This window comes from Acidovorax sp. GW821-FHT09B03, assembly GCF_059418305.1.
This window is the reverse complement of the sequence record NZ_JBWKPP010000017.1, coordinates 132,425-145,000: the sequence shown is the minus strand read 5'-3', so window position 1 is coordinate 145,000 and position 12,576 is coordinate 132,425. Positions and strand designations below refer to the sequence as shown.

The window sequence follows — 12,576 nt, the reverse complement described above, 5'->3', positions numbered from 1 at the left end:
TTCGTTCGATTTTTCGCATGACCACCACCATCGCCCAGTTGCGCCACTTCATTGCCCTGGCCGACAGCGGCAGCTTCACCCGTGCGGCCGACAGCACGCGGCGCTCGCAGGCGGCCTTCAGCCGCAGCATCGCCATGCTGGAGGCCCACCTGGGCGCGGCACTGGTCGAGCGCAGCGGCCACCGCAACGCCCTCACCCCCATCGGCCGCACGGTGCTGGAGCATGCGCGCCAGGTGGTGGCCCAGGCCGATGAACTGCACCAGGTGGTGCGCCACCAGGTCAGCGGCGAAGTCGGCTCCGTGCGCCTGGGAATGAGTGCCACGCCCCACGCCCTGCTGGCCCCCCGCCTGCTGCGCCTGGCGGCCCGCGACGCGGGCCGCATGCGCCTGCAATTGGGTGGCGGCCCCCAGGCCCAGCAGATCCAGGCGCTGCGCGACCGCACGCTGGACGCCCTGGTGACGGACTACCACTCCCTGCCCGGCTCCCACGCCGACCTGGAAGTGCACCGGCTGGTGCAACTGCCCACCGGGGTGCTGGCCCGCCCCGGGCACCCGCTGGCCCAGCGCCGCCCGGTGGTGTTTTCCGAGCTGACGGAGTTCCCCGTGGCCTGCACGGGCATGAGCGCGGCCGTCGGGCGGCTGCTGGTTCAGCGCCTGGGCCTGCAGGCCCACCCCGAGGTGCTCATCGGCCTGGCCAGTGAGTCCGTGCCCGACCTGCTGGACGTGGCCTGCCACACGGATGCGCTGTACATGGGCGTTGTGGCCCCCGCGGCCGCCCTGCTGGCCCAGGGGCGGCTGGTGCCGCTCGACATCCCCACCCGGGGGCTGGAGTCGCACATCGCCTGGGTGCAGCGCGTGGCACGGGCCCCCAACCCGGTGCTGGACGGCCTGCGCCAGCAGGTGCAGGGCTGGTTGCAGGAGGCGGGTTCGGCTGGCTGAGCCGGTATCATCGCCGCCCCATCCAGCCCTGCCTTCGCATCCATGGCCTCCTCGTTCACCTTTGCTCCGCCCTCTCTGGAAGACCTGCAAGCCGGCACGCTGGGCAAGCACATGCGCGAGTTCAACTACCGCACCGTGGGCGAGTACCCGCAGGTGCAGCCCGTGCGTCTGGACGTGCGGGATCTCGATGGCCGTCTGGTCGCGGGCATCCGCTCCTACGTATTTGTCTATTGGCTGCAGACAGATGTGCTGTGGGTGGCCGAAGACCAGCGTGGCAAGGGCCTGGGCGCTCGCCTGCTGGGCATGGCAGAAGCCCAGGGCAAGGCGCTGGGCGCCCGAAATGCCAAGCTCGAAACCTTCGAGTGGCAGGCGCGCGATTTCTACCTCAAGCAGGGCTACGGCGAGTACGCGCGCATCGACGACTACATCCAGGGCCAGTATTTGGCGCTGATGCGCAAGCCGCTGGAATAAGAACCTGTTGACGATCTCGCAGGGGATCGTCAACAGGTTCTATGGAGCTTCAACCCAGCAAGGGCGACCTGAACACCGGGTGCTCGCCCGGCAGCACCTGCTGCGCCAGCGGCACGGCCAGGGCCATGCCCCGGTCGCTGTTGGTCAGCAACACGAAGCCGTCGCGCGACGTCGGCGAGACCATGGCGAAATTGCGAAAGCCCGGGTTGTTGCCCCACTGCCAGAGCATGGGGCCGGAGGCGGTGCGTTCGATGCCCCAGCCATGGCCCCACTCCAGTCCCAGGGCCTTGTCGGCCACCACGGGGGCCGACAGCACCAGCGCGAGCAACCGCTCATCGGCCACGAAGGCGGCCAGCAGGCGCGCAAAGTCACCCGCCGTGGTGTACAGCGAGGCCGCGGCCACCGGAACGTTCCAGCGCAGGCCACCGGCGGCCGCACCATTGGCATGCACGGCCCGGCCTTCGTAGGCGCGGTTCCACACCAGGCTGGAGTCGCGCATGCCCAGGGGCTCGAACACCTGTGCCTGCATCCATGGCCCGATGGGCGTGCCGGTGACGGCTTCCATCACCGCCTGCAGCAGCACATAGCCTTCGCCCGAGTAGCGCCAGCGCTGGCCGGGCTCGAAGCCGGGCGCCATCGCACCGCTGGTCCAGTTGGGCAGGCCCGAGGTGTGGTTGAGCAAGGCGGCCACCGGGATGCGGGCCAGCGTGCTGGCGGGCACGGTGTCGCTGGCGTCGCCCGGCGCGCGCCGCAGCGCATGCTGGTAGTGCACATAGCCTTGCGGCAGGTAGTGCGCCACCGGGGCTTGCAGGTCCAGTTGCCCCGCCAGCGCCAAGCGCAATGCGCCGTAGGCCACCACGGGCTTGGTCAGCGAGGCGGCCTGGAACACAGCGTCCGCAGGGGCCTTGCAATGGCCGGCCAAGGCGGTCGGCTGCACGCGGCCAGCCTGCAGCGTGGCATACGCCGCCGCACACACGCCCAGGCGATCGGCCACCTCGGCCACGGGCTGGCCCTGGTAGCGCGTGAGGTCCGCCGCGCACGAGGCCAGCAAAGGCGATGCGGCTGCGCCGCTCAACAGCCATTGGCGGCGGGTCAGGGGCACCGGCAGCTCAGGACTTGGAGGCCGTGAGCGCGGGCGTGCCGCCCTCGCGCTTGGCGGCCCACAGCCACATGGCGATGCCGGCCACGATCATGGGCACGCACAGCCACTGGCCCATGCTCATGCCCAGCGAGAGGATGCCCAGGTGCGCATCGGGCTCGCGGAAATACTCGGCAATGAAGCGGAAGGCACCGTAGCCGATCAGGAACATGGCCGCGACCTGGCCCTGGCGACGCTCACGCCGCGCGTACAGCCACAGCAGCACGAACAGCAGCAGCCCTTCGAGCAGGAACTGGTAGACCTGCGAGGGGTGGCGCGGCAGCATGGAGCCGCTTTGCGGGAACACCATGCCCCAGGGCAGGTCGGGGCTGGCAAAGCGGCCCCAGAGCTCGCCGTTGATGAAGTTGCCCACGCGGCCTGCCGCCAAACCTGTGGGCACGCAGGGCGCCACGAAATCGGCCACCTGCAGCCAGGGGCGCTTGCGCGAGTGCGCGAACCAGAGCATGGCCACGATCACGCCCAGCAACCCGCCATGGAAGGCCATGCCGCCCTGCCACACGTAGAAGATCTCCAGCGGGTGGCTCAGGTAGTAGCCCGGCTTGTAGAACAGGCAGTAGCCCACCCGCCCGCCGACCACCACGCCCGCCACGCCCAGGAACAGGATGTCCTCCACGTCCTTGCGCGTCCAGGCGCCGGGCCCGGTGATGGAGGCGAACGGCTGGTGCCGCAGCCGCGCGATGCCCAGCAGCATGAACAGGCCGAAAGCCGCCAGGTAGGTCAGGCCATACCAGTGGATGGCCAGCGGGCCCACTTGCAGGGCGATGGGATCGATTTGGGGGTAGGTCAGCATTTGGGCGGTATTGTGCCCGCGCGCCGTGGCACCTGCAGCCGGCAGCCCCGCAGGGTGTGGGGGAAGCTGGCGCAGGGCCCGGCGGCGACCCGCACGGGCACCCCGATGAGAACGCTTCTGATCCCTGTACGCATGCAGAGCGCCACCCCGGGGTTTTCCCCCACAAAGCCCCCTGGGCGCGCGATACTTCTGCCTGTAACAAGGAAAAGAACATGCAGGGTAACCCACAGGTCATCGACTACTTCAAGGATCTGCTGCGCGGCGAACTGGCCGCACGCGACCAGTACTTCGCGCATTCGCGCATCTATGAGGACCAGGGCTTCATCAAGCTCTACACCCGCCTGGACCACGAGATGCAGGAAGAAACCCAGCATGCCGACGCGCTGCTGCGCCGCATCCTCTTCCTGGGCGGTCGCCCCGACATGCGCCCCAAGGAGTTCACGCCCGGCGAAACCGTGCCCGAGATGCTGCGCAAGGACCTGGCCACCGAGTACGAAGTGCGCGCTGCCCTGCAAAACGGCATGGCCTTGTGCGAGAGCGTGGGCGATTATGTGAGCCGTGACCTGCTGCTGGCCCAGCTGCGCGACACCGAGGAAGACCACGCCTACTGGCTCGAAAAGCAGATCGGCCTGATCGACAAGATCGGCCTGCAGAACTACCTGCAATCCCAGGCCGCCGCCTGAGCGGCAAGCGAGGCCTTCCCGCCCTGGCGGCCACACGGCTGGCCGCCCGGCGCCCGGTGAGGGCGAGCCGGTGCGCCCACCAGGCGCCACTCAATGCAGGTGCGGCCCTTCGTCTTCGTAGTAGTGCCGCGCCTCGTCCCACTCCCCCGACGGCGCGAAAAGCAGATCCTGGTCCCCCTGGGCTTGTGCCGGCTCCAGCATCCCGGCCATCTCCTGCGCAAAGCTGCGCAGTGGCATGAACTCGCAGGAGATGCGCTGAAAGAGGACTTCACTGACCCGGTAGAGCCCATGCTCCAGGTCTTCGGCGTCGTTGGAGAGCTGCAGGGCGGTCACGCCATCCATCAGGGCCACGGCATGGACCCCGAGCGATGCGAAGTGCGATACCAGCACCTTCATGTCGATGTAGACCAGCAGCTGAAAGACCCCCTGCATGAACAGCACGGCGTTGCCGGCGGTCATGGACAGGGTGAACGGCTGCATCGGTATCCAGGCCGTTTCGGGCGTCACCTGGACCGACATCGTCGACTTCGAGCGCAACCCCTTGAGCGTTCGAAGGCAATCCGGGTGGTTGCGGTAGTGGTCATTGCGCACGACCACGTAGCACAGGCCCGGCTCGGGAAGCACCTGCGCGATTCCGCACTCCAGGGCCTGCCGCACGCATTCGTTCAGATGCGCCCTGTGCGCCACACCGGGAGTAATCTCCCCAGGCTGGGAAGCGCTGCCCGGGCTGGCGGTACCTGCAGGGGCCTGGCGTGCCAGGAACGCCATGGTGCGCAGCAACGCCTCCTGATGGAGTCTGGCCGCGGAGCCGCGTTGGTTGAAGGACTTCAGCTCCATGGGCTGGGGCTCGCTGCCGGCCAGGACGCATAGATCGCCCTGCCCCAGCATGTTGGTCACATCGGCCAGGACCACCGGGATGCCCATGCCGATGCCCAGCTTCAGGGCCCGGTACCGGCTGCGAAACATGTCTTTCCTCGAGAGCAGTCCCGGGCGCTCCTTGGCATGGGCCCGCTGGGCAAAGTAGAAGTACCGGTGGCGATGGGGGGCCTGGTAGGCCGCCGCGATGCCGTCTCCAAAGCAGCGGTACAGAAAGCGCAGCTGCTCCAGCGCGTCGCAGCGGTCCTGGATCTTCAGGACCAACTCCCGCGTCTCGCGCGCCTTCTCGCCGATCAGGCGCTCCCGCACCAGGCGCTGCTTGAGCCGCAGCCGGGCGTCCTGCAGGCGGGCATGGCTCAGCTCCGACCTGGCGATGCGGCGGATGAGCAGTTTCTGAAGCTCGAGGACCGGGCCCAACCGCCCGGGGTCACCCTGGATGGCGCCGAGCAGCTGCGCTGCCTTCAGGAAGCACTCCATCTCTCTGGGAAACCGCAAGGGCAAAGGCATTCACAGTCTCCTCAAGGCGTGCAATGGACAGGCTCGGGCTGGGTTGCGGGCCCCGCTGGCCGGCCCGTCTTATTGCAGGATAGCGCCTGTGCACCAGCGATGACCAGCAAATTATGGATTTTTGACAATCCTCGCCGGGCGGCATCCACCGGCGCCCGTGGCACCGCACTGTGGCTCCAACGGCAGTTGGGAGCGTGTGGCCATATCTGTGGGCTGATTGTCATTGCGGCCAACCGAACAAGTGGCGACACTGGCCCCATGCCCCACCCCACCCGCACCGTTGCCTGCCTGGTCTACCCCGGCGTGATGAGCCTGGATGCCATCGGCCCGATGCAGGTCTTCGGCTCGGCCAATGCCGAGCGCACGGGCCACGGGCTGGCGCCCGCCTATGCGCTGCGCCTGCTGGCCGAGGCGCCAGGGCCTGTCGTCACCTCGGCAGGCTTTGCGCTGCTGGCCGATGGCAGCTGGGCCGACACCGACCCCGCGGGCCTGGACACCGTGCTGGTGGCAGGCGGCGATGGCGTGGCAGACCAGCTGGGCCACGCCGGCATGCAGCAATGGCTGCGCCAGGCGGCACCCCAGGTGCGGCGCCTGGGCTCGGTCTGCTCGGGCGCGCTGCTGCTGGCCGAGGCCGGCCTGCTCGATGGCCTGCGCGCCACCACGCACTGGTGCCGCATGGAGCGGATGCGCCAGGACTACCCGGGCGTGCAGGTGGACGAGGATTGCCTGCACACCTACGACGCGGCCCACCCCGTGTACGGCCACCTCTTCACCTCGGCCGGCGTCACGGCCGGTATCGACCTGGCCCTGGCGCTGGTGGAGGCCGACCTGGGCCGGCCCATGGCGCTGGCCGTGGCACGGCGGCTGGTGATGTTCATGCGCCGCCCCGGCGGGCAGGCCCAGTTCAGTGCGCTGCTGGCACCCGAGACCCGGCACGCCCCGCGGCTGGCGGCGCTGCTCGAATGGATTCCCTCGCAGCTGGGCAACGACCTGTCGCTCGACGCCCTGGCCGAGCGCGCCTGCATGCCGCCGCGCACGCTCACCCGCGTGTTCCAGCGCGAGCTGGGCACCACGCCCGGGCGCTATGTGGAGCGGGTGCGCGTGGAGGCCGCCTCATCCCTGCTCGCCCAGGCCCAGGCGTCGGTGGCCACCGTGGCCCGGCTGTGCGGCTTCGAGCACCCCGAGAACCTGCGCCGCAGTTTCCACAAGCGCCGTGCCGTGAGTCCACAGGCCTATGCGCAGCGCTTTGGCGCAGGCGCCCTGGCCGACTGATCCCCCCATCCCCCTGCGCCAACCGGGCGCACACCGAAAGCCCTGCCCATGCTGCTCCTGCGCAATGCGTCCGTTCGCCTGCTGTTTGCCGGCCAGGCCCTGTACTGGGGCTGCTCCATCATCGGCATCACGCTGACCTCCATCGTCGGCGCGCGGCTGGCGCCCTGGCCGGTGCTGGCCACGCTGCCACTCGCTTTGCTGGTGCTGGGCAACCTGCTGTCGGTACAGCCGCTGTCGCTGTTCATGCAGCGCCGCGGCCGGCGCGCAGGGTTGCAGGCCGGCGCGCTGTGCGGCGTGGTGGGCGGCCTCGTCAGCATGGCCGGCGTGCAGTGGGGCAGTTTTGCCATCTTCTGCGCGGGCACGCTGGCCATCGGTGCCTACCAGGCATCGTCGGGCTACTACACCTATGCCGCGCTGGAGGCCGTGGACCCCGCCCAAAAGGGCCGGGCCGCTGCCTGCGTGGTGGCCGGCGGCCTGTGCGCAGCGGTGTTCGCGCCGCCGCTGGCGCTGTGGTCGCGCAACCTGCTGGCCACGCCGCTCGCGGGCGCCTACCTGGCCATCGCGGCGCTGGCCGTACTGGGCTGGGGGGTGATGGCACGGCTGCGCGAGGGCGTGGCGCCCAAGCCAGCGGCGGGCGGCATGGCCGCCATGCGCGCCCTGCTGGCCCGCCCCGGCCTGCGCGCGGCGGTGGTGATGACGGCCATCGGCCATGGCCTGATGATCCTGGTGATGAACGCCACGCCACTGGCCATGGAGGTCTGCGGCTTCTCGGCCGCTTCGGCGGCGCAGGTGATCCAGTGGCATGTGATCGGCATGTTCGCACCCGCGCTGTTCTCGGGCGCGCTGGTGGACCGCTTCGGCAGCCGCCCCGTGGCCACGGTGGGCGCCACGTGCCTGGCGGCCAGCGCGGTGGTGGCGCTGTCGGGCCTGTCGTTCACCGAGTTCCTGGCCAGCTCCTTCCTGCTGGGCACGGGCTGGAACCTGATGGTGATCTCCGGCACCACGCTGCTGTCCGAATCGCATGCACCCGAGGAGCGCGGCCAGGCCCAGGCGCTGATGCAGCTGGCCAACGGCATCGTGGCGGCGATGATGTCCTTTGCCTCGGGGGCCCTGCTCACCGGCGTGGGCTGGACCGCCATCAACGCCGTGGCGCTGCCGCTGCTGGCCATTGCCGCGGGCCTGCTCTTCGTGCGCGGGCGCACGACGCCGGTCGCGGCAGGTTAAGCGGTCTTCGAGCGCTCGCGCACGAAGTCGACAAACCGCGCCAGCGCCGGGTTGTTCAGCCCGGCGGGCCAGACCAGGCTGGTCTCGCACACGGGCAGCAGCGGCGCGCCAGCGGGTTTTGCGGCCTTGTTCTTCACCTTGGCCGCTGCCGACCCGAATGCATCGCCCGCCCGGTACACCACCCCCTCGCGGCGGAACTGGGTCACGCTCTCGGGCACCCAGGCCACGCCCAGGCCGCCCCACACCAGATTGACGATGGTCTGCATCTGGATGGCCTCCTGCGCCACCACGGGCACCCGGCCGGCCGCGTGGTACAGAGCAAAGATGGCATCGTGCAGCGAAGGCACGATGCGCCGCGGAAAGATCACCAGCGGCTCGGCCAGTACCTGCGCCAGGTCCAGCCGCGGCGCCTGGGCCAGCGGGTGGCGCTCGGCCAGGGCCAGCACCAGCGGCTCCTCGCCCACGGGCAGGCGCGCCAGCTCGGGCGGGGCCGCGCCGGGGGAGTGCAGCACCAGCCCGGCATCGAGCTCGCCGCGCGCGAACAGGGCGCGCTGCACATCACCCGTGGCCTCCACCAGCTCCAGCGCCACCTGCGGGCACAGCACGCGAAAATCGCGCACCCATTCGGGCAGCCTTTCGAAGCCGATGGTGGAGACAAAGGCGAGGCGCACCCGCCCGACCTCGCCCGCGGCCGCGGCGCGGGCCCGCACGGGCAGCGCCTGCGCGCGCTCCAAAAAGTCGCGCACGTCGGGCAGCAGGGCCTCGCCCGCCGGGGTCAGCGCCACGCGCCGGCGCGTGCGGTCGAACAGCACCACGCCGAGCGAGCGCTCCATCTGCGCAATCGCCTGGGTCAGCGGCGGCTGCGTCATGTGCAGGCGGATGGCGGCGCGGCCGAAGTGCAGTTCCTCGGCCACGGCCACGAACTGGCGCCAGGCGCGGACGTCGATGAGGGTTTCTTTCATGGCGGTGATGTGCCTGTGATACGTTTTACATATTAATCGAGCAGGTGAAAGGGATTGGAAACGCAGCGGCAAACGCCGCATACTTGCACCCCGAGAGCGTTGGACACCCTGGCCGCAGGAGTGCCCCATCCATTACAACGAGTCCCCCACCAGGAAATCAGCCATGGCAGACAGCAAGACCATCCCGATCCAGCCCATCAACCACCGCAGCGCCAACATCACCCAAGGCAAGTCGCGTGCGCCCAACCGCTCCATGTACTACGCCATGGGCTACGAAGAGGGCGACTTCGTCAAGCCCATGGTCGGCGTGGCCAACGGCCACAGCACCATCACCCCGTGCAACAGCGGCCTGCAGAAGCTGGCCGACGCGGCCATCGCCGGCATCGAGGAAGCCGGCGGCAACGCCCAGGTGTTCGGCACGCCCACCATCTCGGACGGCATGGCCATGGGCACCGAAGGCATGAAGTACAGCCTGGTGAGTCGCGAGGTCATCAGCGACTGCATCGAGACCTGCGTCGGCGGCCAGTGGATGGACGGCGTGCTGGTGGTCGGCGGCTGCGACAAGAACATGCCCGGCGGCCTGATGGGCATGCTGCGCGCCAACGTGCCCGCCATCTACGTGTACGGCGGCACCATCCTGCCCGGCCGCTACCAGGACAAGGACCTGAACATCGTGAGCGTGTTCGAGGCCGTGGGCGAGAACGCCGCTGGCAAGCTCAGCGACTTCGACCTCAAGGAGATCGAAAAGCGCGCCATCCCCGGCACCGGCTCGTGCGGCGGCATGTACACCGCCAACACCATGTCCAGCGCCTTCGAGGCCCTGGGCATCAGCCTGCCCTACTCGTCGACCATGGCCAACCCGCACGACGAGAAGATGAACTCGGCCAAGGAATCGGCCAAGGTGCTGATCGAGGCCATCAAGATGGACTTGAAGCCCCGCGACATCGTGACCAAGAAGGCCATCGAGAACGCCGTGGCCGTGATCATGGCCACGGGCGGCTCCACCAACGCCGTGCTGCATTTCCTGGCCATCGCCCACACCGCGGGCGTGGAATGGGACATCGACGACTTCGAACGCATCCGCAAGCAGACCCCCGTGCTGTGCGACTTGAAGCCCAGCGGCAAGTACCTGGCCGTGGACCTGCACCGCGCAGGCGGCATCCCGCAGGTCATGAAGGTGCTGCTCAAGGCCGGCCTGCTGCACGGCGACTGCATCACCATCAGCGGCAAGACCATTGCCGAAGTGCTCAAGGACGTGCCCGATGTGCCGCGTGCCGACCAGGACGTGATCCGCAACATCGACAACCCCATGTACGCGCAGGGCCACCTGGCCATCCTGAAGGGCAACCTCAGCCCCGAAGGCGCCGTCGCCAAGATCACCGGCCTGAAGAACCCCGTCATCACCGGCCCGGCCCGCGTGTTCGACGACGAGCAATCGGCCCTGGAAGCCATCCTGGCCGGCAAGATCAAGGCCGGTGACGTGATGGTGCTGCGCTACCTGGGCCCCAAGGGCGGCCCCGGCATGCCCGAGATGCTGGCCCCCACCGGCGCCCTCATCGGCGCCGGCCTGGGCGAAAGCGTGGGCCTGATCACCGACGGCCGCTTCTCCGGCGGCACCTGGGGCATGGTGGTCGGCCACGTGGCGCCCGAAGCCGCTGCCGGCGGCACCATTGCCTTCGTCAACGAAGGCGACAGCATCACCATCGACGCCCGCCAGCTGCTGCTGGAACTGAACGTGCCCGAAGAAGAAATCGCCAAGCGCCGTGCCGGCTGGACGGCGCCCGCACCCCGCTATACGCGTGGCGTGCAGGCCAAGTTCGCCTTCAATGCATCGAGCGCGAGCAAGGGCGCGGTGCTGGACGCGTACTGATCCCCAGGCTGAACAGCAGGACCTCCCAACAAAAAGCCCGTGGCCTCTTCAGGCCGCGGGCTTTTTTGTTGGCGCTGCTACTGCCGGCTCAGTGGGCATGGTCGTGGGTCGCAGCCAGGCCGCTCGGAGGCACCACCTTGGCCGTCTTCATCGACTGCGCGCTGCAAAGACCTTCGCGTGCCTTGCGCAGCAGCACCTGCCCGGCGGCTACGCCCGTGGGCTGGTCACGCTCCACCACCGGCTTGCCATTGACCATGGTCAGCACAACACCTTCGGACAGCAGAGTCGGCGCGGTGTAGGTGGACCGGGCCTTGAAGCGTGCGGGGTCGAACACCACGATGTCCGCAAAGTGCCCGGCCTTGAGGCGGCCGCGCTCGGCGATGCCCAGCGCATCGGCCGTGAGCGCCGTGCTGCTGCGCACGAACTGGCCGATGGAGAGGTGCTTTTGCCGCACCACGTACTCAGCGTACTTCTGCGCGAAGGAGCCTACAGCGCGTGGGTGCCCGGCTGACGAGTCCGACGAGGTCACCACCCAGGGGCGAGCCATGAAGGCGCGGACGTCGGCGTCACTCTGGTTGAAGTTGGCGATCTTGACCTCGCTCTCGCGCAGCACCTGCACCACGACTGCCACTGCATCGGTGCCGGTGGCACTGGCGATCTGCTGCAGCGTCTTGCCCACGTACTTCGGGTTGCCCGAGGAGATCAGGATCGCCTCGGGCCCGTTGCGCAGGCGCAGGTTCTCGGTGATGTCCTTGCGCAGGCGCTCCTGCACCGCGGCATCGTCAAAGCGCTTGAGCAGCGCCTCGCGCCCGCCCGCATTGGCCCAGGGCGGCATCAACGCCGCCGAAAGATTGGTGCTCGACGCGAGCCAGGGGTACTGGTCGGCCGTGACTTTCTGGCCGCTTTGCTGCGCTGCCTCGACCATGCGGATCAGCGCACCCGCCATGCCTTGCGTTTCTACGCCCAGGGCCTTGATGTGGGCGATGTGCACGGCGATCTTCGCCTCGCGACCGATGCGCAGGGCCTCGGCAATCGCGTCGGGCAGGCCTTGCTTGGTCTGCTCGTTGCGGATGTGGCTGTCGTACAGGCCGCCGTGGGCGGCTGCCACCTTGGCCAGCTCGATCACTTCCTCGGTGGTCGAGAAGTTCTGCGGCGTGTAGTACAGCCCGGTGGACAGGCCGATGGCCCCCTGGCACATGGCACCCTCCACCAGTTGCTTCATGGTCGCCAGCTGCGCGGGCGTGGGCGCCGCGTTGGCATTGGCCAGCTGGCTCTGGCGCACAGGGCCGAAGCCCACGAACATGGCGACGTTGGTGCCCGGCGGGTTGGTGCGCAGGCGCTGGGCCTGTCCGGCGATGTCGTAGCTGCCAAAGCCGTCGTTGCCAATCACCGCGGTGGTCACGCCCTGCGTGAGGAAGGGCCGGTTCAGCCGCTTGTCGGCCGAGTCGGACAGCAGGTCCTCATCGGCATGGGTGTGGGCGTCGATGAAGCCCGGAGCGACCACCATGCCCTGCGCCTCGATGGTCCGGCGCGCCACCGTGCCGGCTGGGGCCTTGCCGACAAAGGCGATGCGCTCGCCCGCCACGCCCACATCGCCCAGGACGGCTTCGACGCCATCACCGGTGTACACGGCTGCGCCGCGGATCAGGTAGTCGACCACGGGCGCCGTGGCGGTCGGCCCGCTGCCGCTGCTGCAACCGCCGATCACGCCCGTGCCGAGAACGGAGCACAGCGTCATCACGGCCAGCCGGCGCGGGTGCTTGGAAAAGGTCATGGGCTTGGAAGAGTTCATCGGATCAGGCAGGTTCAAGGAGGTTTCGGGAA

At 69.0% G+C, this 12,576-nt stretch carries 11 protein-coding genes; 6 read left to right on the top strand and 5 right to left on the bottom strand.

Features of this window, described 5'->3' with window-relative positions:
- Positions 1–17: 17 nt before the first annotated feature.
- Positions 18–938, top strand: a complete 921-nt coding sequence (locus AC07PA_RS25280; protein ID WP_494609049.1) for a LysR family transcriptional regulator — start codon at positions 18–20, stop codon at positions 936–938.
- Positions 939–980: 42 nt separating this feature from the next.
- On the top strand, positions 981–1,409 hold the full coding sequence (locus tag AC07PA_RS25275) for a GNAT family N-acetyltransferase (protein ID WP_007850278.1): 429 nt from the start codon (positions 981–983) through the stop codon (positions 1,407–1,409).
- A 49-nt stretch (positions 1,410–1,458) separates the two neighbouring features.
- Here the strand turns inward: AC07PA_RS25275 and AC07PA_RS25270 are convergent, their stop codons facing one another.
- Positions 1,459–2,511 carry a serine hydrolase domain-containing protein gene (locus AC07PA_RS25270; protein ID WP_494609050.1) on the bottom strand — a complete coding sequence of 351 codons (1,053 nt, stop codon included), beginning with the start codon at positions 2,509–2,511 and terminating at the stop codon, positions 1,459–1,461.
- A 7-nt stretch (positions 2,512–2,518) separates the two neighbouring features.
- Positions 2,519–3,358, bottom strand: a complete 840-nt coding sequence (gene lgt, locus AC07PA_RS25265) for a prolipoprotein diacylglyceryl transferase (RefSeq protein WP_007855295.1) — start codon at positions 3,356–3,358, stop codon at positions 2,519–2,521.
- A gap of 212 nt (positions 3,359–3,570) precedes the next feature.
- Between lgt and bfr the strand changes: the two genes are divergently transcribed.
- Positions 3,571–4,041, top strand: a complete 471-nt coding sequence (bfr, locus tag AC07PA_RS25260; protein WP_007855294.1) for a bacterioferritin — start codon at positions 3,571–3,573, stop codon at positions 4,039–4,041.
- Positions 4,042–4,131: 90 nt separating this feature from the next.
- Here bfr and AC07PA_RS25255 read toward each other — a convergent pair whose 3' ends face one another.
- Entirely contained in the window at positions 4,132–5,424 is a 1,293-nt protein-coding gene (locus AC07PA_RS25255; RefSeq protein ID WP_494609051.1) for a hypothetical protein, read from the bottom strand.
- 258 nt (positions 5,425–5,682) lie between these two features.
- Between AC07PA_RS25255 and AC07PA_RS25250 the strand changes: the two genes are divergently transcribed.
- Together AC07PA_RS25250 and AC07PA_RS25245 are read left to right on the top strand one after the other, a co-directional pair.
- Positions 5,683–6,696 (top strand): GlxA family transcriptional regulator, encoded by a 1,014-nt coding sequence (locus AC07PA_RS25250; RefSeq protein ID WP_494609052.1) that lies wholly within the window; start codon positions 5,683–5,685, stop codon positions 6,694–6,696.
- Between the two features lie 48 nt (positions 6,697–6,744).
- Positions 6,745–7,920, top strand: coding sequence for an MFS transporter (locus tag AC07PA_RS25245; RefSeq protein ID WP_494609053.1), 1,176 nt, complete (start codon positions 6,745–6,747; stop codon positions 7,918–7,920).
- Here AC07PA_RS25245 and AC07PA_RS25240 read toward each other — a convergent pair.
- Positions 7,917–8,882, bottom strand: coding sequence for a LysR family transcriptional regulator (locus tag AC07PA_RS25240; protein WP_494609054.1), 966 nt, complete (start codon positions 8,880–8,882; stop codon positions 7,917–7,919). The two genes, AC07PA_RS25245 and AC07PA_RS25240, sit on opposite strands and share 4 nt — an antisense overlap.
- Before the next feature lie 163 nt (positions 8,883–9,045).
- Between AC07PA_RS25240 and ilvD the strand changes: the two genes are divergently transcribed.
- Positions 9,046–10,752, top strand: a complete 1,707-nt coding sequence (gene ilvD, locus AC07PA_RS25235; RefSeq protein ID WP_007855286.1) for a dihydroxy-acid dehydratase — start codon at positions 9,046–9,048, stop codon at positions 10,750–10,752.
- Positions 10,753–10,840: 88 nt separating this feature from the next.
- Here ilvD and AC07PA_RS25230 read toward each other — a convergent pair whose 3' ends face one another.
- Positions 10,841–12,544: an N-acyl-D-amino-acid deacylase family protein gene (locus tag AC07PA_RS25230; protein ID WP_494609055.1), complete on the bottom strand. Its 1,704-nt coding sequence runs from the start codon at positions 12,542–12,544 to the stop codon at positions 10,841–10,843.
- Positions 12,545–12,576: the final 32 nt, after the last annotated feature.

What these genes read in the sequence shown, in the direction of transcription:
- AC07PA_RS25280 (WP_494609049.1), top strand. Translation starts at nt 18, where the DNA reads ATGACCACCACCATCGCCCAGTTGCGCCACTTCATTGCCCTGGCCGAC.
- AC07PA_RS25275 (WP_007850278.1), top strand. Translation starts at nt 981, where the DNA reads ATGGCCTCCTCGTTCACCTTTGCTCCGCCCTCTCTGGAAGACCTGCAA.
- lgt (WP_007855295.1), bottom strand. Translation starts at nt 3,358, where the DNA reads ATGCTGACCTACCCCCAAATCGATCCCATCGCCCTGCAAGTGGGCCCG.
- bfr (WP_007855294.1), top strand. Translation starts at nt 3,571, where the DNA reads ATGCAGGGTAACCCACAGGTCATCGACTACTTCAAGGATCTGCTGCGC.
- AC07PA_RS25255 (WP_494609051.1), bottom strand. Translation starts at nt 5,424, where the DNA reads ATGCCTTTGCCCTTGCGGTTTCCCAGAGAGATGGAGTGCTTCCTGAAG.
- AC07PA_RS25250 (WP_494609052.1), top strand. Translation starts at nt 5,683, where the DNA reads ATGCCCCACCCCACCCGCACCGTTGCCTGCCTGGTCTACCCCGGCGTG.
- AC07PA_RS25245 (WP_494609053.1), top strand. Translation starts at nt 6,745, where the DNA reads ATGCTGCTCCTGCGCAATGCGTCCGTTCGCCTGCTGTTTGCCGGCCAG.
- AC07PA_RS25240 (WP_494609054.1), bottom strand. Translation starts at nt 8,882, where the DNA reads ATGAAAGAAACCCTCATCGACGTCCGCGCCTGGCGCCAGTTCGTGGCC.
- ilvD (WP_007855286.1), top strand. Translation starts at nt 9,046, where the DNA reads ATGGCAGACAGCAAGACCATCCCGATCCAGCCCATCAACCACCGCAGC.
- AC07PA_RS25230 (WP_494609055.1), bottom strand. Translation starts at nt 12,544, where the DNA reads ATGAACTCTTCCAAGCCCATGACCTTTTCCAAGCACCCGCGCCGGCTG.